Raw genomic sequence first — 19,769 nt, forward strand, 5'->3', positions numbered from 1 at the left:
TCGCGCGATCGAACGGAGGGAGATTGCTATCCGAAGCTGTTGATCGCAAGGCTGCGCAACGATCCAAATGGAGCGGCGATATGGATGTGCTGGGATGGCTGAGATCGATCTTCGACTTTCGTGGACGTGCGAAGGACCAGATGGCTTCCCCTGCAGAAGGTTTGCCAACTGATTTTGAGATACAGGCAGCCCTTCATACGCTGAAGCAGATGGTCAGACCCGCCGTCTTTGGCGAAATCGGCGGTGAGAAGCCGCAGAAGGACAATCGAGCCTCAAGTTGGTGGGGTGGAAACTTTCTCGGACAACAAGACGAGGTGATACCCGTTTGCGAGAGGTCTGGACGTTTGATGCATCCACTTGTTCAAATCCGGGTGGATGAGCTTCCCGAGACACCGTCCACGCTATCGAACCTGGCGCTCCTGAACATATGGGTGGACCTGGAAGACGTTCCGTTGGATGACGTGGAGAATGGCAAGGGCTTTGTCGTTCGAACTTATTCCGCCATTTCGGATCTGGTTCCCATCGGTCCCGGATACCGGGAAAGCCAGAAGCTTCCGACTTTTCCGCTTCTTTGGCATTCAACTGCCCTGGAGCAGCCAAGCTGGGACGATATTGCGTTCAAGATTCCAAGCAACGTCGCGCGATCCAGCGACTCGAAATGGTTTTTTGAAAGCCAATACGCGATTGAAGCCGATAAATATCGTGGGACGTGCCCCGTCAAGCTTGGTGGTTGGCCTACCTGGATACAAGGCGAAAACTGGCCCGACGATGCAGAGCTATGCCTTCAGATCGATAGCACCGACAAGGGGCGCTTCTATGTCGGGGACTCCGGATCGTTATATCTGTTTCGAATACCCGACGGCTGGGCAATCAGATCAGACTTCTACTGACAAATCCGTTTTATAGGTTTTTTATTTCGAGCCAAGAATCGTCGTCAATGCTGCGTGCCAGGAAATAACACGGAGTTCCTATGTCCCAATCCCTCTTCCTCGTCGCCCTCGTCGTCGATGATTACGACCGCGCCAAGGCCTTCTATTGCGATGCCCTCGGCTTCGAGTGCCTGCAGGACGAGGTGCAGCCGGAGGGCAAGCGCTGGGTCGTGGTCAGACCGAAAGGCACCGAGGGCGCCGCGCTATTGCTCGCCCAGGCGGCAGGAGACAGCCAGCGCGCGGCGATCGGCAACCAGACCGGCGGGCGGGTCGGCTTCTTCCTCAAGACCGATGATTTCGCCCGCGATCATACCGCGATGAAGGCAAAGGGCGTGCATTTTCTGGAGAAGCCGCGCCATGAGGTCTATGGCACGGTGGCGGTCTTTGCCGATCCCTATGGCAACACCTGGGATCTCATCCAGCATTCTTCCCGAGACTCTGTCACATAGCCTCTTGATCCCCGTCGATACCGCGTGCATAAGCCGCTCGAACCAAGGGTCGAGCGCCGCTCACCCGGGCCCTCCACAAGCCTTTTGAGGACGACATGACCGAATTCAAGCCGCTCGTATTCTCCGGCGTTCAGCCCACCGGCAATCTCCATCTCGGTAACTATCTCGGTGCGATCCGCAAGTTCGTGGCCCTGCAGGCCAACAACGACTGCATCTATTGTGTCGTCGACATGCACGCGCTGACGGCACAGCTGGTGCATGAGGACATGCCGAACCAGACGCGCTCCATCACCGCGGCCTTCCTTGCCGCCGGCATCGACCCGGAAAAGCATATCGTCTTCAATCAGTCGGCCGTGCCGGGGCACGCCGAACTCGCCTGGATCTTCAATTGCGTCGCCCGCATCGGCTGGATGAACCGCATGACGCAGTTCAAGGACAAGGCCGGCAAGGACCGCGAGCAGGCCTCGCTCGGCCTTTACGCCTATCCGAGCCTGATGGCCGCCGACATTCTGCTCTACCGCGCCACGCATGTTCCGGTTGGCGACGACCAGAAGCAGCATCTGGAGCTCACCCGCGATATCGCTATGAAATTCAATCTGGACTACATGGAGCATATCCGCCGCACCGGCTACGGCATCGACATATCAGTCGGCGACGAGCCGGTGCACGCCTATTTCCCGATGGTCGAGCCGCTGATCGATGGCCCGGCGCCGCGCGTCATGTCGCTGCGCGATGGCACGAAGAAGATGTCGAAGTCAGACGCCTCCGACCTCTCGCGCATCAACCTGCTCGACGACGAGGAAAATATTTCGAAGAAGATCCGCAAGGCCAAGACCGATCCGGATGGCTTGCCGAGCGAAATCGCCGGTCTTGCCGGCCGCCCGGAAGCCGACAATCTGGTCGGCATCTATGCAGCCCTTGCCGACAAGTCGAAGGCCGATGTTCTCTCCGAATTCGGCGGCCAGCAGTTCTCGGTCTTCAAGCCGGCGCTGGTCGATCTGGCCGTGCATGTGCTCTCGCCGATCACCACGGAAATGCGCCGCCTGATGGCCGATCCCGGCCACATCGACGCTGTTCTGCGCGACGGCAGTGCCCGCGCCCGCGCCCGCGCCGACGTGACCATGAAGCAGGTTCGCGACATTATCGGCTTTCTCTATTGATGATGTCGTAATGGAGAGCTCCCGTTGCCAAACGGGGGCTTGCAAAACGCCGCCTTCGGGTGTCAGAGTTGTCGCATGGTTTCAACACGTCTCTCTCGGCTCGAAGGCCATCGCCGCAAGTTCATGGCGGTCATCGACGGCACGCCCGAGTGCCAGCGCGCCGTCCATTATGCCGGCCGACGCGCCAAGAATTCCAATGGTGGCCTCGTGCTGCTCTACGTGATTCCCGAGGGCGATTTCCAGCAATGGCTTGGCGTCGAGGAGATCATGCGGGCGGAAGCGCGCGAGGAGGCCGAGGCGGCAACCGCAAAGGCGGCGCAGGCCGTGCGTGAAAACATCGGCATCGATGCGGAAATCGTCATCCGCGAGGGCGCGGCCGCCGAGCAGATCAATGCCGTCATCGAGGATGACCGGGATATTGCGCTTCTCGTGCTCGCCGCTGGTTCCGCCAAGGAAGGCCCAGGCCCGCTCGTCTCATCGATCGCCGGTCGAGCCGCCGCCTTCCCGATCCCGGTGACGGTGCTTCCGGATACGCTGAGCAACGAGGAAATCGACGCGCTGAGTTGATCGCGTGTGCTATTTCTTGAGAAACACTCTCTTGAATGGAATGGCTAAAAGGCCTATCTTCTTTTGAAATATTCTAAAGTCGGGACCGGGCGCCTGCCCGCCGCATGGAGACCAAGATGTTCATTCAGACCGAAGCGACGCCGAATCCCGCGACCCTCAAGTTCCTGCCGGGCAAGGTGGTGATGGAAAACGGCACGGCCGAGTTCCGCAGCGCCGACGAAGCCGAGGCTTCGCCGCTGGCTGCCCGCCTTTTCGAGATCCCGGGCGTCACCGGCGTCTATTTCGGCTATGACTTCATCTCCGTCTCCAAGGAAAACCAGGAATGGCAGCATCTGAAGCCCGCCATTCTCGGTTCGATCATGGAGCATTTCATGTCCGGTAAGCCGGTCATGGGCTCGACCTCCGTGCTGTCCGAAGTGCAGGATGCCGGCGGCGAATTCTTCGACGAGGGCGATGAGGCGATCGTGCTGACCATCAAGGAGCTGCTGGATACCCGCGTTCGTCCCGCCGTTGCCCAGGATGGCGGCGACATCACCTTCCGCGGTTTCCGCGACGGCAAGGTCTACCTCAACATGAAGGGTTCCTGCGCCGGTTGCCCGTCTTCGACGGCAACGCTGAAGCATGGCGTGCAGAACCTGCTGCGCCATTTCGTGCCCGAAGTTCAGGAAGTCGAAGCCGTCTAAGCACGCTTCCGGAAGTGCGCAGCGGTTTTTGGATAGGATTATGCAAGAACCAAACGCTCACTCGCGGGAACATTCGACGACAAATCAACCGCGCCGCAAGCGCGGCTTTTCGGAAAAATTGATATGATCGTACTGGCGCTCGACACGGCAGGTGTGGATTGCGCTGCCGCTGTGTATGATAGCGGTAGTGATTCTGTGATGGGGGAGGTCACGGAAACGATCGGACGGGGGCATGCCGAGCATTTGATGCACGTTGTCGACGAAGCGCTGGCGAAAGCTGATGTGGCGCTTTCGGCCATCGAGCGTGTCGTCGTAACTGTCGGCCCCGGTTCCTTCACCGGCATCCGCATCGGCGTCGCAGCCGCGCGCGGGTTTGCACTTTCCCTTAATGTTCCCGCGGTTGGCGTCACGACCCTTGAGGTCATGGCCGCGACCGCGCGACAGCAGAATCCGGGCAAGTCGGTTCTGGCTGCCATCGATGCGAAGCGCGAGGAGATCTATCTCCAGGCCTTCGATGCCGATGGCAACCCGCTGGACGAGGCTCGGGCCGTGACGATCGACGAAACGCGGACAATTGCGAGCGCTTTCGACGGTATCGTCACCGGAACGGCCGTCGCCCGGTTGAGCGACGCGCCGCCTGCGGAGCGACCAGACGCATTTCCGATTGCCATCGTTGCCCGGCTGGGCGCTGGCAAGCCTGCCGGCGAAAAGCCGAAGCCGCTTTATCTTCGCGGACCCGATGCCAGACCGCAGGCCGGATACGCAGTTGCCAGGCAATAGACATGCTCGAATCCTATCTTACCTTGAAAGCAGAATACGAAATCGTCCCGATGGAGCTGAAGGATTGCGCTGAGGTGGCGATCCTGCATGGCGAGCGGTTCCCGCAGGTCTGGGACGAGAGCGAATTTCAGGGCCTCCTCGGACAGGAAACGACCTTCGGCTTCGTCGCCCGCCAGACCAATGCCATCCTGAAAAAGGCGCTTCCCGGCTTTGTGCTGGCGCGACATGTGGCGGGTGAGGGTGAAATTTTGACCATTGCCGTCAATGCCAAGCTGGGGCGCTCCGGTCTCGGCTGGCGGCTGATGCACGCGGCTCTTCGCGAAGCCCGTAGCCGGGGCGGGGAAGCCATGTTCCTGGAGGTCGATGGCGGCAATCAGCCGGCACTCGGGCTCTACCGCAAGCTCGGCTTCGAGACCGTCGGCGAGCGCAAGGCCTATTATGTCGGCGAAAACGGCCAGAAGTCGACGGCGCTTGTCATGCGCCGCGTTCTTCGCTAGAGCATTTTGCAGCCAAGTGGCATCACTTGTCGTCGCACAAATGCGGCAAAACAAATAGTTAGAGCAGCAATTCGGCGCTCTAGCTGTTGTCACAGTCCAAACAGACCGAAGACAGCGATTGATGGAAGACGCCGTAAAATCCCTGGAGGAGCTTTGCGCCGAGCGCGGAATGCGCATGACGGACCAGCGCCGGGTCATTGCGCGCATCATCGAGAGTTCCGAGGATCATCCGGATGTCGAGGAGCTCTATCGCCGCTCCGTAGAGGTGGATGCGAAGATCTCGATCTCCACGGTCTACCGCACGGTAAAACTGTTCGAGGACGCCGGCCTTCTTGCCCGCCACGATTTCCGCGATGGCCGCTCCCGCTACGAGACCGTGCCGGAGGAGCACCACGATCATCTGATCGACCTGAAGAGCGGCGTCGTGATCGAATTTCATTCGTCGGAGATCGAGGCATTGCAGGAGCGCATTGCCCGCGAACACGGCTTCAAACTCGTCGACCACCGGCTGGAGCTTTACGGCATCCCGCTGAAGAAGGACGAAGGTTGACGTGAAGGCTTTCATGCAGGAGCGAATGATTTGATGACCTGGCTGCGCATCGGCTGTGCCGCCGTGGTCATTTGCGTCGTCAGCGCGGTGATGCTGCCGCTGCAGATCGTTTGCTTGCGTTTCGACTGGAAGCTCAGGCGCTATCTGCCGCGCTATTGGCATCGCATCGTCTGCTATTGGCTTGGCGTCCGCATCCATGTGATCGGCAAGATCGAGACGAGCCGGCCCTTGATGCTGGCGGCCAATCACTCATCCTGGCTGGATATTCTCGTTCTGTCGGCAGTTGCCGATGTTGCCTTCATCGCCAAGTCGGAAGTGCGGGATTGGCCGATCTTCGGTCAGTTCGCGCAGTGGCAGAAGAGCGTCTTCGTCGAGCGCGAGCAAAAGCGCAAGACGGGCGATCAGGTGAATGAGATCGGGGACCGTATGGCCGATGGCGAGATCATGGTGCTGTTCCCGGAAGGAACGACTTCCGACGGCAATCGCCTGCTTGAGGTCAAGTCATCGCTGTTCGGCGCCGCTGCCGCTGCCTTGCCGAAGGCGCCGGATGCCGTCGTGCATGTCCAGCCGGTAGCGGTCGCTTATACCCGCGTCCACGGTACGGCCATGGGCCGCTATTATCGTCCGCTGACGGCATGGCCGGGCGATATCGAGCTCGTGCCGCACCTGAAGGGCATCATCCAGTGCGGTGCCATCGATGTCGACGTCTGCTTCGGCGAGGCGGTCGATTATCGAGCCGGCACCAACCGCAAGGAAGTCAGCGCCACCATCGCGCGGCGCATCCGCAATATGCTCGCCAGCCGCCTGCTCGGCCGCGAGATCGCCTGATTTCCAGGTGATTCCAACTTTTCCATTTTCTCCGAGGGCAAAAGCCACTACATAGCGGCCCATGACCAAGGACAGCCTAACTCTCGACGCCCCGGCGGCCGATGCTTTGCAGCTCGGCCCCCGCGACGGCTCCAACAGCCGCAAGGTCTTCATCAAGACCTACGGCTGCCAGATGAACGTCTATGATTCCACGCGGATGAGCGATGCGCTGTCCCGCGACGGCTATGAGCCGACCGAAGACATGGAAGAGGCCGATCTCGTCCTGCTGAATACCTGTCATATCCGCGAGAAGGCCGCCGAAAAGGTCTATTCCGCGCTCGGCCGTCTGCGTGAGATGAAGAAGCGCAAGGCTGCCGACGGTCGCGAGATGATGATCGGCGTCACCGGCTGCGTCGCGCAGGCCGAGGGTGAGGAAATCCTGCGTCGCGCGCCTGCCGTCGATGTCGTCATCGGCCCGCAGACCTATCACCGCCTGCCGGATGCGCTTCGTCGCGCCAAGGAAGGCCAGCGCGTCGTCGATACCGAATATGCGATCGAGGACAAGTTCGAGCATCTGCCGATCGCTGAAAAAACAAAGATCCGTGCCCGCGGCGTCACCGCCTTTCTGACGGTGCAGGAAGGCTGTGACAAGTTCTGCACCTTCTGCGTCGTGCCTTATACGCGTGGCTCTGAAGTCTCCCGCCCGGTCTCCCAGATCGTCGAGGAAGCCGAGAAACTTGTGGATGGCGGCGTGCGCGAAATCACGCTGCTCGGCCAGAACGTTAATGCCTGGCATGGCATCGGCCCTACGGGCGAAGCCTGGAGCCTTGGTGATCTCCTCTATCGCCTGGCGGAAATTCCCGGCCTGGCGCGCCTGCGCTATACGACCAGCCATCCGCGCGACATGGATGACCGCCTGATCGGCGCGCATCGCGATCTACGCACGCTGATGCCCTATCTGCACCTGCCTGTTCAGGCCGGCTCAGACCGGATCCTGAAGGCGATGAACCGCCGGCACACGGCCGTGGAATACCTCACTCTCATCGAGAGAATCCGTACGGCCCGCCCGGATATTGCCCTTTCGGGTGACTTCATCGTCGGCTTCCCGGGGGAGACAGACCAGGATTTTGAGGATACACTCAGACTGATCGAGGAGGTGAATTATGCACAGGCCTTCTCGTTCAAATATTCGACGCGGCCGGGCACACCCGGTGCGGAGCTGAAGGATCAGGTGCCCGAAGAGGTCAAGACCGAGCGGCTGGAGCGATTGCAGGCATTGCTGCTGAGGCAGCAGCATGCTTTTGCCGAGGCTTGCGTGGGCAAAACAGTGGATATCCTTCTGGAAAAGCCGGGCCGGATGCCGGGCCAGTTGATTGGACGCTCCCCTTGGCTGCAATCTGTGAATGTTGATGCAAAAGCATCGCAAATCGGTGACATTATTAACGTACGAATCACCGGAACCAGCACCAACAGCCTTTTCGCTGAATTGCTCTAGGTTCCGGCCGACCCAAGGGAGCCGCACCGCTTGAACGGACAGGAATTGGTTTCTTCTTCATCGCGCCAGCCCCGCACCGCGAGCGACGCCAATCACTTCACCCTGACGTTCGAAAATAATCGGTTCGCCAGCGAGCTTTTCGGGCAGTTCGACCAGAATTTGAAGCTGCTTGAGGAACGTCTCGGCATCGACGCCCGCGCTCGCGGCAATTCTGTCGTCATCACCGGCGACGTGCTGGCCACCAATCAGGCGCGCCGGACGCTCGATTACCTCTATGACAAGCTCCAAAAAGGCGGCAATGTAGAGCGTTCCGATGTGGAAGGGGCAATCCGCATGGCGGTTGCCGCCGACGACCAATTGACGCTGCCGACCATGGAGAGAAAAGCCAAGTTGACGATGGCGCAGATTTCGACGCGCAAGAAGACGATCATTGCGCGCACGCCGACCCAGGATGCCTACATGCGGGCGCTGGAGCGCTCCGAGCTCGTCCTCGGCGTCGGCCCTGCCGGTACCGGCAAGACCTATCTCGCCGTTGCGCACGCTGCCCAGCTCCTGGAGCGCGGCGCGGTGGAAAAGATTATCCTGTCGCGCCCGGCCGTCGAAGCCGGCGAGCGCCTCGGCTTCCTGCCAGGCGACATGAAGGAAAAGGTCGATCCCTATCTGCGCCCGCTCTATGACGCGCTTTACGACATGATGCCGGGCGACAAGGTCGAACGCGCTATCACGGCCGGCGTCATCGAGATCGCGCCGCTCGCCTTCATGCGCGGCCGCACGCTTGCCAATGCTGCCGTCATCCTCGACGAGGCGCAGAACACGACATCGATGCAGATGAAAATGTTCCTGACGCGTCTCGGCGAAAATTCGCGGATGATCGTGACGGGCGATCCGAGCCAGATCGATTTGCCCCGCGGCGTCAAATCAGGCCTGGTGGAAGCGCTTGATCTGCTGAACGGTGTCGAGGGCATCACCATCGTCCGCTTCAAGGACACGGACGTCGTCCGCCACCCGCTGGTGGCGCGCATCGTCCGGGCCTACGATTCCACCTACGCCGCAAAGGCAGAGGAAAACGATCCGCAGATCTGATCTGCGCTCCGAAAGCTCATGGCAGAACTCGACATACAGATCAGCGTGGAGGAGGGCGACTGGCCCTCCGAAGAGCAATTGCAAGCGCTTGCCGAGCGGGTGCTCGGCGAGGCCGCCGCCTATCTGAAGAAACACGAAAAGCAGCCATTTCCAAAAATGGCGACCGAATTGTCGCTGGTCTTCACAGACGATGCCTCGATCCGCGAGATCAATGCGGAGTGGCGCTCGCAGGACAAGGCGACGAACGTGCTTTCCTTCCCGGCCTTCCCGCTGGAACCCGGCGGCAAGCCCGGCCCGATGCTTGGCGATATCATCATCGCCAGGGAAACCGTGGAGCGCGAAGCTGTCGATCTCGAAAAGAGTTTTGACGAGCATTTGACCCATTTGATGGTGCATGGTTTCTTGCATCTCTTCGGCTACGACCATATGAATAATAGTGAAGCCGAAAGAATGGAGGGGCTGGAGACTCGCATTTTGGCTAGTCTTGGCCTATCTGATCCCTATGCGGGACAAGACCCCATTTGATTTGAACCCTGTCTGACCAGGAACAATGAGCGACTTTACGACGAGATCGGCCCCCGAGGCCAAAGACGGCGCCGATGCAGCCTCCTCCGACGAGGTAGGCAGTAGTAGCAACGGCAAGCGATCCCACTCTTCATTCTGGGCACGTGCTGCACGCATTCTGCGCCCGGCACAGGACTCCGCCCGGCTGCGCGAGGATCTTGCCGACGCGCTGATGACGAACGCTGCCGGCGACGACGCCTTCTCCGCGGATGAGCGGGCGATGCTGCACAACATCCTGCGCTTCCGCGAGGTGCGCGTCGAGGATGTCATGGTGCCGCGTGCCGACATCGAAGCGGTGGACCAGAACATCACCATCGGCGAGCTGATGATCCTCTTCGAGGAAAGCGGTCGCTCGCGTATGCCCGTCTATGCCGACACGCTGGATGATCCGCGCGGCATGGTGCATATCCGCGATCTTCTCTCCTATGTCGCCAAGCAGGCCCGTAACAAGCGCCGCAGCGGCAGTACGAAGACGGCGGCCGCTGCAACGGCAGCCCCTGCGGCCGAAAAGCCGGCGCGGTCCGCCAAGCCGAATTTCGACCTTTCGCGCGTCGATCTGCAGAAGACGCTGGCGGAAGCCGGCATTATCCGCAAGATCCTGTTCGTGCCGCCTTCCATGCTCGCCTCCGATCTCCTGCGTCGCATGCAGGTCAATCGCACGCAGATGGCCTTGGTTATCGATGAATATGGCGGTACCGACGGCCTCGCGTCACACGAAGACATCGTCGAAATGGTCGTCGGCGACATCGACGACGAGCACGATGACGAAGAAGTGATGTTCAAGCGCGTCTCCGAAGACGTCTTCGTGGCCGACGCCCGTGTCGAGCTGGAGGAGATCGCAGCTGCGATCGGTCCGGATTTCGATATCGCCGAGCAGGTGGACGAAGTGGACACGCTTGGCGGTTTGATCTTCTCGGCTCTTGGCCGCATTCCGGTGCGTGGCGAGGTCGTGCAGGCGCTTCCAGGTTTCGAATTCCATATTCTCGATGCCGATCCGCGCCGCATCAAGCGGGTGCGCATCACGCGTAAGCGTCACGCTGTTCGCCGCCGGCCGACCGTAAAGCTGGAAGGTGAGGCAGGTACGCAGGAACGCGATTTGCCGGCACCGGAAGCGATCACCGAGGAAGCGCCGGCCGAGCGTAACGCCGCTAGCCAATAAATAGCGCAAGAGCGGGACAAATCGCTGCATTTTTGAAAGACTGCGCCCAATTGATTCGCGATTGGACGGAGCTGGCGCATGGAATGGCTTTCGGGCAGGGTGATCCTCGTCTGGGGTTTCAAACGTGCGTTGCTTACGATCCTTGCCGGGGCCATCGGCGTTCTGGCATTGCCGCCCTTCGGCTTTTTCGCGGCAATGTTCGTCTCGTTTACGCTGCTCGTCTGGCTGCTGGACGGTGTCGCCGCCGGCCCGGATAGTGGCTTGCTCGGGCGCCTGTGGCCTGCCTTCTTCACCGGCTGGCTATTCGGCTTCGGCTATTTTGTCGCCGGCCTCTGGTGGCTCGGCCATGCGCTGCTGATCGATGCCGATGAATTTGCCTGGGCGCTGCCGCTGGCAATCCTCGGTCTGCCGGCCTTTCTGGCCATATTCTACGGCGTGGCGACCGCGCTTGCCCGCATCCTGTGGTCCGATGGCATGGGGCGTATCGCAGCGCTCGCCTTCAGCTTCGGCATTCTGGAATGGCTGCGCAGCTTTCTCTTCACCGGCTTTCCCTGGAATGCCATCGGCTATGGCGCCATGCCCATTCCGCTGATGATGCAGTCGGCGCATGTGGTCGGCATGCTTGGCGTCACCGTGCTTGCTGTCTTCGTCTTCGCAACGCCGGCGCTGCTTGGCACCCGCCAGGGCAGGGTGCCGGGGATCGGCATTGCGATCCTCATCGTCACGGCTCATCTCGGCTATGGCTATTACGCGCTGAACCTACTGGACGCGCCGCTGACCGACGCCAAGACGGCGCCGGTCGTGCGCATCGTGCAGCCGTCCATCGATCAGGAAACCAAGATGGACACGGCCGCCGATCGCACTGCCATCTTCGACAAGCATCTGGCGCTTTCCGTCCAGCCGTCTGCCAATGGCGGCAAGCGGCCTGACATCATCGTCTGGCCGGAAACGGCCGTGCCCTTCATCCTGACCGACAATCGCGATGCGCTCGCCCGTATTGCGGATCAGCTCGATGACGACCAGATCCTGATCACCGGCGCCGTCCGCGTCGAAGACATGGGGCCGGGCGTCGAGCCGCGTTACTATAATTCGATCTACGTCATCGATGGCCGTGGCCAGATCATCGGCGCGTCCGACAAGACCCATCTCGTTCCCTTCGGCGAGTATGTGCCCTTCGAGCACATTCTGAGCTATCTCGGCATCGAGAATGTCGTGGAGCTTCCGGGGGGATTTTCAGCGGCGACAAAGCGGCAATTGCTGACCATGCCCGACGGCGTCAAATTCTATCCGTTGATCTGCTACGAGATCATCTTTCCGAACGAAATGACGCCGGAAATTCGCCAGGCCGATGCCATCCTCAACGTCACGAATGACGGCTGGTTCGGCGATACGCCTGGCCCATACCAGCATTTCCAGCAGGCAAGAGTGAGGGCGGTGGAGCAGGGACTGCCGCTGATTCGAAGCGCCAATACCGGCATTTCAGCATTTGTTGATGCACACGGACGGGTGCTTTCTGGTATCGATTATAATCAGCAAGGCTTTATAGATACCACTTTAGGTGGCGCAACCGTATCGCGCATCGACGATAAAGCCAGAAAAACATACTTTTGGTTGATCATCGGAGCAGTCGGCATAATTGCCGCGATTTCGCGCATGGGTTTTATTTTCAGGGTGAATTGACCAAAAAACCCTAAAATTGCATAGTGCTAGATGTCCGCCTTTCGAACGTAGACTGGAGGCCTTGGGGGCGTCGGCTGCAACGTGGCGTTATAGGGGTGGTGAAGGGTACCGGGTGGCAGGTCCTGAATTCAACCTATGTTAGGGTAAAATGATGATTGAGAATAAAAAGAAGCCGAACCCCATCGACATTCATGTCGGTAGCCGCATACGCCTCCGCCGCACGATGCTTGGCATGAGCCAGGAGAAGCTCGGCGAAAGCCTCGGAATTACGTTTCAGCAGATTCAGAAATACGAAAAAGGCACCAACCGCGTTGGCGCCAGCCGCCTCCAGAATATCTCCAGCATCCTCAATGTCCCGGTTTCCTTCTTTTTCGAGGACGCACCGGGCGAGCATTCGGCCGGCGCGGGTGGCATGGCCGAGGCATCCAGCTCCAACTACGTCGTCGACTTTCTGTCTTCTTCGGAAGGATTGCAGCTCAACCGCGCCTTCGTGAAAATTTCCGATGGCAAGGTCCGACGCAAGGTTGTCGAGCTGGTCAAGGCGCTCGCGGCCGAGGCGGATGCCGAGTAACCCTTCGAAGCGGGGTTAAACCGACAAAGTCGAGAGGCGGTCATTTTGGCCGCCTTTTCGCTATTTACGGCAAAATTTTATCACTTGAACGGGGATATAAAGATATATTTATGTCCTTGTGCGGCTTGTTTTTCGAGGCGGAGACGAATATCAAAAGCAGAGATTTGTTCTTTGAGGGGAATCCCGCATGCGCGCGAATTATCTGTTTACGAGTGAGTCTGTTGCCGAAGGTCACCCGGATAAAGTTTGTGACCGCATTTCCGATGAAATTGTCGATCTGGTTTACCGCGAGGCTGCAAAGACCGGCGTGAACCCCTGGACCGTGCGCATTGCATGCGAGACCCTTGCCACCACCAACCGCGTCGTCATCGCGGGTGAAGTGCGTCTGCCGCCAAGCCTGATGAAGAAGGACAAGGACGGCAACGACGTCATCAATCCTTCGAAGTTCAAGGCCGCCGCTCGCCGCGCCATCAAGGATATCGGTTACGAGCAGGATGGCTTCCACTGGAAGAAGGCACGCATCGATGTCCTGCTGCACTCGCAGTCCGCCGACATCGCCCAGGGCGTCGACAATGCTGCCGACCAGCAGGGTGACGAAGGTGCTGGCGACCAGGGCATCATGTTCGGCTACGCCTGCAAGGAAACGCCTGACCTCATGCCGGCGCCGATCTACTATTCGCACAAGATCCTGCAGCTGCTCGCTGCCGCCCGCAAGAAGGGCGATGGCGAAGTCGCCAAGCTCGGCCCGGACGCCAAGAGCCAGGTGACGGTCCGTTACGTCGACGGCAAGCCGTCCGAAGTGACCTCGATCGTGCTTTCCACTCAGCATCTCGACGAGAACTGGGACTCGAAGAAGGTTCGCGCCGTTGTCGAGCCCTATATCGTCGAAGCCCTTGGTGACCTGAAGATCGCTTCTGATTGCAAGTGGTACATCAACCCCACCGGCAAGTTCGTCATCGGCGGTCCCGACGGTGATGCTGGCCTCACCGGCCGCAAGATCATCGTCGACACCTACGGCGGCGCAGCCCCGCATGGCGGCGGCGCATTCTCCGGCAAGGACACGACCAAGGTCGACCGTTCCGCGGCCTACGCCGCCCGCTATCTGGCGAAGAACGTTGTCGCCGCCGGTCTTTCCGATCGCTGCACGATCCAGCTCTCCTACGCCATCGGCGTTGCTCAGCCGCTGTCGATCTATGTCGACCTGCACGGCACGGGCAAGGGTGTGACCGAGGACCAGGTCGAAGCGGCCATCCGCAAGAACATGGACCTCTCGCCGACCGGCATCCGCCGCCACCTCGACCTCAACAAGCCGATCTACGCCAAGACCTCGGCTTACGGTCACTTCGGCCGCAAGGCCGGCCGTGACGGCTCTTTCTCCTGGGAGCGTACGGACCTGGTGAAGGCTCTCAAGGAAGCCGTGAAGCTCCGGGAAGCCGCATGATCGATACCGAGCGCCGGTCGCGGGCGACGGAAGCATTCTTCGGCCGGCGCAAGGGTAAGGCCTTGCGCGGCCAGCAGGCTGAAAAGCTGGAAGCATTGCTGCCGCAGTTCATCATCGATCTTGCCGCCCCGGCGCCGCAGCCGCTGAACGATCTTTTCCCGGTGCCATCAGAGCGTCTGCGCCTCGAGATCGGCTTCGGCGGTGGAGAGCATCTTATCCACAGGGCGCTGGAGCAGCCGAAGACCGGCTTCATCGGTGTCGAGCCTTTCGTCAATTCGATGCAGAAGCTGCTGGCGCGTGTCGAGGAGGCAGGCGCACACAACATTCGCGTCTACAATGACGACGCGACGCAGGTGCTGGATTGGCTGCCGGACGGCTGTCTGGATCAGATCGACCTGCTTTATCCGGATCCCTGGCCAAAGAAGAAGCACTGGAAGCGCCGCTTCGTCTCCCAGGTGAATCTTGCCCGCTTCCATCGCGTCCTGAAGCCAGGCGCCCTCTTCTGCTTCGCGTCTGACATCGACACCTATGTCAATTGGACGCTGCAGCGCTGCCAGGCGCATGGCGGCTTCGAGTGGACTGCGCAGAATGCCGCCGACTGGCTGACGCCCTATGAGGGCTGGCCAAGCACGCGCTACGAGGCAAAGGCCCGCCGCGAAGGGCGCTCATCTGCCTATCTGACCTTCAAGAGGGTCTGATCGCTCCGGTTACGGGCGAGAATTTCAGATTGAAATATTCGCATCATCCCGTCAGGACCGCCGCTTTGGGCGGTCTGGATCATGCGCATGCGTTGCCAGGTGGGGCCGGTTCGATGCGGTCCTTGCGGACGGTGACTTTCACCGTCGGGCGACGCTCATGGTCAGTGCAGGCTGACCGTCTTCAATTCGTCTTCGGCAGCACGATAGAAGGTGCTGGAGCGATTGTCCGTCAAGAGGATCGGGGTGCCGTCGGCGCCGAAAAGCGCCCATAGATCGACATCCGGATCGATATCGGGCGCTTCCGGGAAGCAGCGGGATACTTCGGACCAATCCATTTTTCTGATGTAGGCGACCTCACCGGTGCCGATATTGGCAAGTTCGGATGGGGTCAGGCGGGCGGTAGCTTCTTTCAACAACATGCTCGTACCTCCAGTATGAGGGACCAACGGCTCCAGAGCATGATGCCGAAAAGTGTGGATGGCTTTCGGGCGACGTCGTGCTCTAGTTCTTTGATTCTAGAGCCGATTCAGACTTCAGGCCGATTCGGCCTAAAGTCATCCGGCTCCAGGCCGTTGTGCTACTGTGAGACCGAAATGTTAATTTTCTTTACTATACGGTCGGGTTCCGGCCGAATGAGATCGACGGAGAGCAGGCCGTTCTTGAGCGCGGCACCGAGCACCTGCATGCCGTCGGCAAGAACGAAAACGCGCTGAAACTGCCGGGCCGCAATACCGCGATAGAGATAGTCGCGCTCGCCCTGCTCGATCTGGCGGCCGCGGATCAGCAGCTGGTTTTCTTCCGTCGTGACATCGAGCTCGTCTTCGGAAAAGCCGGCAACAGCCAGCGTGATGCGCAGTCGCTCCGGCTCGCCGGAAAGGCGATCCGCATGCATCCGTTCGATATTGTAGGGAGGGTAACCGTCGCTGGCCTTGGAAATCCGCTCAAGCGTCTTTTCCATAGTATCAAAGCCCAGAAGCAGCGGGCTGGCAAAGGGAGTCGTCCGGCTCATTGTCTCAAAGTCCTTGGGTGTCAAGCGACCGTTCCGGACCTGATCTTCAGCACCCGGTTGTCCCTAATATGGGAGTACGCGCCTGTGAGTGCAAGCCATGGCGTCTTCGCATTTGCGAGATCGAAATCCATGGCGGCGAATCGTTTTGCGGGATGGCGTGCGAGCGCTTGACAAAGCCGGACCGGACCCGCGACAAAGCCTGTCGATCTGCACCGGAGGAAAGTTACAGATATGACCGAACCTAGAAAAATCATCATCGATACGGACCCTGGTCAGGACGACGCCGCGGCGATCTTTCTCGCCTTCGGCAGCCGCGAGGAGATCGAGGTGCTCGGCATTACGGCGGTTGCCGGCAACGTGCCGCTGAGCCTGACGAGCCGCAATGCCCGCATCGTCTGCGAACTCTGCAATCGCCGTGACGTCAAGGTGTTTGCCGGCGCCGATGCGCCGCTGAAGCGCAAGCTGGTGACGGCGGAGCATGTGCATGGCAAGACCGGGCTGGACGGTCCGGAACTGTCCGAGCCGACGATGCAGCTGCAGCCGGGCCACGCCGTCGATTTCATCATCGATACGCTGCGCAAGGAGCCGGAAGGCGCCGTCACGCTCTGCACGCTCGGCCCGCTGACCAACATCGCAATGGCCTTCCAGAAGGCGCCTGAGATCGTCGGACGCGTACGCGAACTTGTCATGATGGGCGGCGGCTTCTTCGAGGGCGGCAACATCACGCCGGCGGCCGAGTTCAACATCTATGTCGACCCGGAGGCGGCAGACGTCGTGTTCCGCTCGGGCGTTCCCATCGTCATGATGCCGCTCGACGTCACCCACAAGCTGCTGACGCGCAAGGATCGCGTCGAGCGCATCGCCGCCGTCGGCACGCCGCCGGCTAAGGCCATGGTCGAAATGCTGCAGTTCTTCGAGCGTTTCGATATCGAGAAGTACGGTTCGGACGGCGGTCCGCTGCATGATCCGACCGTTATCGCCTACCTTCTGAAGCCCGAGCTCTTCAAGGGCCGCGAATGCAACGTCGAGATCGAGGTGACGTCGGAACTGACCGTCGGCATGACTGTCGTCGACTGGTGGCATGTCACCGAACGCAAGCGCAACGCCAAGGTCATGCGCGACGTCGATGCCGATGGCTTCTTCGCGCTGCTGACGGAGCGCTTCGCCCGCATCTGATCAAGACCCATGAAAAAGGCCGCCGGAGCGATCCGGCGGCCTTTTGTATTTCATCGAGCCAAGATCGGCTCAGAACTCTTCCCAGTCGTCCTGGGCGAGTGCGTTGGCGCCTTGCGTCTGCGGAATTGCCTTGCGTGCCGGTGCTGCAGCGGCGGGCGCTGCTCGGCGCGGCGCTGCCGGAGCCCGCATCTGCTGGGCGGTCGCCCGCAATGCGCTGGCATTCTCCTGGACGGCACGTGCGGTGCGGAAGCGCGCAACGAGCGTCCGCAGCGACTGGGCTTCCTCGGCAAGCGCCACGCTGGAGGCTGTGGTCTCCTCGACCATCGCGGCATTCTGCTGGGTCACCTGATCCATCTGGTTCATGGCCGAGTTGATTTCCTTGAGGCCAATAGCCTGCTCGCTTGCGGAGGCGGAGATCTGGCGGATCAGGCCGTTGATCTCCATCACCTGCTGGGCGATCTTGTGCAGGGCATCGCCCGTGCGGCCGACCAGATCGACGCCTTCCTTGACCTGTCCGGCCGAGGCATTGATCAGGGTCTTGATCTCCTTGGCGGCGTTGGCCGAGCGCTGAGCCAGCTCACGCACTTCCTGCGCGACAACGGCAAAGCCCTTGCCGGCTTCACCCGCGCGGGCAGCTTCGACACCTGCGTTGAGCGCCAGGAGATTGGTCTGGAAGGCGATCTCGTCGATGACGCCGATGATGCGGGAGACTTCCTGCGACGATTGCTCGATGCCGTGCATGGAGGAAATGGCCTTCTGCACGATCTCGCCGGAATGCTCGGCATCCTGCGATGCGGCATTGACGCTGCTTGCCGCCGTACGGGCGTTCTCGGCGCTCGAATTGACCTGCGCAGTCAGCTCGTTGAGGGCCGCTGCCGTCTCTTCAAGGCTGGCGGCCTGCTGTTCGGTACGACGGGCGAGATCCGATGCGCTGTTGCTGATTTCGCCGGTGCCGCTGCCGATATTGCCGACGCTGACATTGACCGTGTGGACGGTGTTCTCAAGGCTCGCCAGCGCGGCATTGAAGTCCTGCTTGAGCTGGGCGTACTCGCCGGGAAAGTCGTCCGTGATCCGCTGGGTAAGATTGCCCTTCGAAAGCTCGGCGAGGCTCTGGCCGAGAATGCTCACGATATGGCGCTGCAGCGTGACGCTCTCGTTGCGTTCGCTCTCCGAGCGGCGGCGTTCGCCTTCAGCAGCCAGGCGCTGATCATTGGCTTCGCCTTCCAGGCGCTTGGTGTCGGCAAGCGCGAAGCGGAAGCCTTCCAGAGCCTTGGCGACTGAACCCACTTCGTCGGCACGAGCTTGGCCGGCGACCGGCTCGGCATAATTGCCGGCGCTCAGGCGATTGACGCTTGCGACGAGACCGGCGAGCGGCGTCTGCACGAAGCCGCGCACCGCGGCGTAGAGAGCGAGCATGACAGCGGCGAGTACCAAAAGCCCGGCGACGATCATCATGTAGGTCTGATCGCGTACAGGCGCTGCGATCGCGCTGTGCGGCACGTCGATGAGAACGACCCAGGTGGCGTTGAGACCCGGAACGGCGAAAGGATAGACGACGCGGTCGAATTCCTCGCCGCCATTGTCGGCGAGGTTTTTCAGGATGCTGGCGGAAGAGGAGGTCAGCGCCGCCTTGATCGTGTCAGCACCCGAGCCGTTATAATCCTTCATCAGCAGGTCGGCACTCGGTGCCACCAGCCACTTGTTGTCCTGGGAAACCAGCAGCACGCGGCCGGTGCCGAACGGCTGCATCTTCTGCAGTTTCGTCGAAAGTGAATTGAGGGAGATATCGACGCCTGCAATGCCGATCAGCTTGCCGCCGGACATGACGGGATAGGCGATCGAGCTCATGGTCGTCGGAACGTCGGTGCCCTGTGCGAGGTAGGGCGGCGTGATCGCGCCCTTGCCGCTGTCGGCGGCAAGCTTCCACCAGGGCGCCGTGTAATCATTGTCGAAGGTCGAGAACTGGATGCCGCCATCTTTCGTCTTCGACCAGTAGGGCGTGAAGGCACCCTTGTCGTTGACGCCCTGATCCTTGTTGTTGGCAAGCTCCGTGGTCTTGCCATCCAGTGCGCCGAGCTGCTCGCAGAACCAGCTGCCGAAGGCAAAGGCGTTCTGTTCGACATTGGCCTTGAGGATATTGATCATGCCCTTGCGGTCGAAGGTATGACCCTCGTGCCCGCGGCCGATGATGGCGGCCATGGAGCGGGCGGCGCTCGCCATTTCGCCGACATTGGCGGCGATTTCGTTGGAAATGGATTTGGCCTCGGTATTCGCCTGATCCATCGTCAGCGTCTCGACGCGATCGCGGGTCTGGGAAATCAGCAGAAAATTGGAAACCAGCAAAACGAGTGCGATCGCCAGCCCAGTGACCAAGATCAGCTTGGCCGCAAGCGACTTCATACGAAAGATGAACATCATTTCCTCGAAAAAGCGATGCGTCGGATACACATTATCCGAATGCAAGGTCGGCG

The 19,769-nt window shown here is 60.4% G+C and carries 21 protein-coding genes; 18 read left to right on the plus strand and 3 right to left on the minus strand.

Annotated elements, in window-relative coordinates:
- Window positions 1-23 precede the first annotated feature (23 nt).
- From ABOK31_RS00165 to ABOK31_RS00245, 17 genes are all read left to right on the plus strand, one after another.
- Window positions 24-890, plus strand: coding sequence for a DUF1963 domain-containing protein (locus ABOK31_RS00165; protein WP_234910429.1), 867 nt, complete (start codon window positions 24-26; stop codon window positions 888-890).
- Between the two features lie 80 nt (window positions 891-970).
- The gene (locus ABOK31_RS00170) at window positions 971-1,378 is read left to right on the plus strand and encodes a VOC family protein (protein ID WP_349957308.1); all 408 of its coding nucleotides are present in this window, start codon (window positions 971-973) and stop codon (window positions 1,376-1,378) included.
- A gap of 95 nt (window positions 1,379-1,473) precedes the next feature.
- Window positions 1,474-2,538, plus strand: coding sequence for a tryptophan--tRNA ligase (trpS, locus tag ABOK31_RS00175; RefSeq protein WP_174175619.1), 1,065 nt, complete (start codon window positions 1,474-1,476; stop codon window positions 2,536-2,538).
- A 75-nt stretch (window positions 2,539-2,613) separates the two neighbouring features.
- Window positions 2,614-3,105: a universal stress protein gene (locus ABOK31_RS00180; protein WP_174175617.1), complete on the plus strand. Its 492-nt coding sequence runs from the start codon at window positions 2,614-2,616 to the stop codon at window positions 3,103-3,105.
- Between the two features lie 116 nt (window positions 3,106-3,221).
- Window positions 3,222-3,788: a NifU family protein gene (locus ABOK31_RS00185; protein ID WP_047628820.1), complete on the plus strand. Its 567-nt coding sequence runs from the start codon at window positions 3,222-3,224 to the stop codon at window positions 3,786-3,788.
- 123 nt (window positions 3,789-3,911) lie between these two features.
- Window positions 3,912-4,568, plus strand: a complete 657-nt coding sequence (gene tsaB / locus ABOK31_RS00190) for a tRNA (adenosine(37)-N6)-threonylcarbamoyltransferase complex dimerization subunit type 1 TsaB (RefSeq protein ID WP_349957310.1) — start codon at window positions 3,912-3,914, stop codon at window positions 4,566-4,568.
- A 2-nt stretch (window positions 4,569-4,570) separates the two neighbouring features.
- The gene (locus ABOK31_RS00195; protein WP_349957311.1) at window positions 4,571-5,065 is read left to right on the plus strand and encodes an N-acetyltransferase; all 495 of its coding nucleotides are present in this window, start codon (window positions 4,571-4,573) and stop codon (window positions 5,063-5,065) included.
- A gap of 121 nt (window positions 5,066-5,186) precedes the next feature.
- On the plus strand, window positions 5,187-5,615 hold the full coding sequence (locus ABOK31_RS00200) for a Fur family transcriptional regulator (RefSeq protein ID WP_349957313.1): 429 nt from the start codon (window positions 5,187-5,189) through the stop codon (window positions 5,613-5,615).
- 30 nt (window positions 5,616-5,645) lie between these two features.
- On the plus strand, window positions 5,646-6,443 hold the full coding sequence (locus ABOK31_RS00205; RefSeq protein WP_174175609.1) for a lysophospholipid acyltransferase family protein: 798 nt from the start codon (window positions 5,646-5,648) through the stop codon (window positions 6,441-6,443).
- 61 nt (window positions 6,444-6,504) lie between these two features.
- The gene (miaB, locus tag ABOK31_RS00210; RefSeq protein WP_349957315.1) at window positions 6,505-7,917 is read left to right on the plus strand and encodes a tRNA (N6-isopentenyl adenosine(37)-C2)-methylthiotransferase MiaB; all 1,413 of its coding nucleotides are present in this window, start codon (window positions 6,505-6,507) and stop codon (window positions 7,915-7,917) included.
- A 30-nt stretch (window positions 7,918-7,947) separates the two neighbouring features.
- Complete coding sequence (locus tag ABOK31_RS00215) at window positions 7,948-9,000, plus strand: PhoH family protein (RefSeq protein ID WP_174175605.1); 1,053 nt, start codon at window positions 7,948-7,950, stop codon at window positions 8,998-9,000.
- 18 nt (window positions 9,001-9,018) lie between these two features.
- Complete coding sequence (ybeY, locus tag ABOK31_RS00220; RefSeq protein ID WP_174175603.1) at window positions 9,019-9,525, plus strand: rRNA maturation RNase YbeY; 507 nt, start codon at window positions 9,019-9,021, stop codon at window positions 9,523-9,525.
- A 25-nt stretch (window positions 9,526-9,550) separates the two neighbouring features.
- Window positions 9,551-10,723 carry a hemolysin family protein gene (locus ABOK31_RS00225; RefSeq protein ID WP_349957318.1) on the plus strand — a complete coding sequence of 391 codons (1,173 nt, stop codon included), beginning with the start codon at window positions 9,551-9,553 and terminating at the stop codon, window positions 10,721-10,723.
- Window positions 10,724-10,801: 78 nt separating this feature from the next.
- Complete coding sequence (lnt, locus tag ABOK31_RS00230) at window positions 10,802-12,403, plus strand: apolipoprotein N-acyltransferase (RefSeq protein ID WP_349957319.1); 1,602 nt, start codon at window positions 10,802-10,804, stop codon at window positions 12,401-12,403.
- 151 nt (window positions 12,404-12,554) lie between these two features.
- The gene (locus ABOK31_RS00235) at window positions 12,555-12,974 is read left to right on the plus strand and encodes a helix-turn-helix domain-containing protein (protein ID WP_075855494.1); all 420 of its coding nucleotides are present in this window, start codon (window positions 12,555-12,557) and stop codon (window positions 12,972-12,974) included.
- A gap of 187 nt (window positions 12,975-13,161) precedes the next feature.
- Complete coding sequence (gene metK / locus ABOK31_RS00240; protein ID WP_092715021.1) at window positions 13,162-14,415, plus strand: methionine adenosyltransferase; 1,254 nt, start codon at window positions 13,162-13,164, stop codon at window positions 14,413-14,415.
- Window positions 14,412-15,113 carry a tRNA (guanosine(46)-N(7))-methyltransferase TrmB gene (locus ABOK31_RS00245; protein WP_349957321.1) on the plus strand — a complete coding sequence of 234 codons (702 nt, stop codon included), beginning with the start codon at window positions 14,412-14,414 and terminating at the stop codon, window positions 15,111-15,113. The genes metK and ABOK31_RS00245 overlap by 4 nt, the downstream gene beginning before the upstream one ends.
- A gap of 161 nt (window positions 15,114-15,274) precedes the next feature.
- Here ABOK31_RS00245 and ABOK31_RS00250 read toward each other — a convergent pair whose 3' ends face one another.
- Both ABOK31_RS00250 and ABOK31_RS00255 read right to left on the minus strand, forming a co-directional pair.
- Window positions 15,275-15,532: a DUF1150 family protein gene (locus tag ABOK31_RS00250; protein WP_015338639.1), complete on the minus strand. Its 258-nt coding sequence runs from the start codon at window positions 15,530-15,532 to the stop codon at window positions 15,275-15,277.
- A 158-nt stretch (window positions 15,533-15,690) separates the two neighbouring features.
- A complete protein-coding gene (locus ABOK31_RS00255) occupies window positions 15,691-16,122 on the minus strand; it encodes an Hsp20 family protein (RefSeq protein WP_174175595.1) in 432 nt (143 codons plus the stop codon).
- A 231-nt stretch (window positions 16,123-16,353) separates the two neighbouring features.
- Between ABOK31_RS00255 and ABOK31_RS00260 the strand changes: the two genes are divergently transcribed.
- The gene (locus tag ABOK31_RS00260; RefSeq protein WP_349957324.1) at window positions 16,354-17,298 is read left to right on the plus strand and encodes a nucleoside hydrolase; all 945 of its coding nucleotides are present in this window, start codon (window positions 16,354-16,356) and stop codon (window positions 17,296-17,298) included.
- Between the two features lie 69 nt (window positions 17,299-17,367).
- Here the strand turns inward: ABOK31_RS00260 and ABOK31_RS00265 are convergent, their stop codons facing one another.
- The gene (locus tag ABOK31_RS00265) at window positions 17,368-19,713 is read right to left on the minus strand and encodes a methyl-accepting chemotaxis protein (protein WP_349959041.1); all 2,346 of its coding nucleotides are present in this window, start codon (window positions 19,711-19,713) and stop codon (window positions 17,368-17,370) included.
- Between the last annotated feature and the right edge of the window lie 56 nt (window positions 19,714-19,769).

The organism is Rhizobium sp. ZPR4 (genome assembly GCF_040215725.1).
GTDB lineage: Bacteria > Pseudomonadota > Alphaproteobacteria > Rhizobiales > Rhizobiaceae > Rhizobium > Rhizobium rhizogenes_D.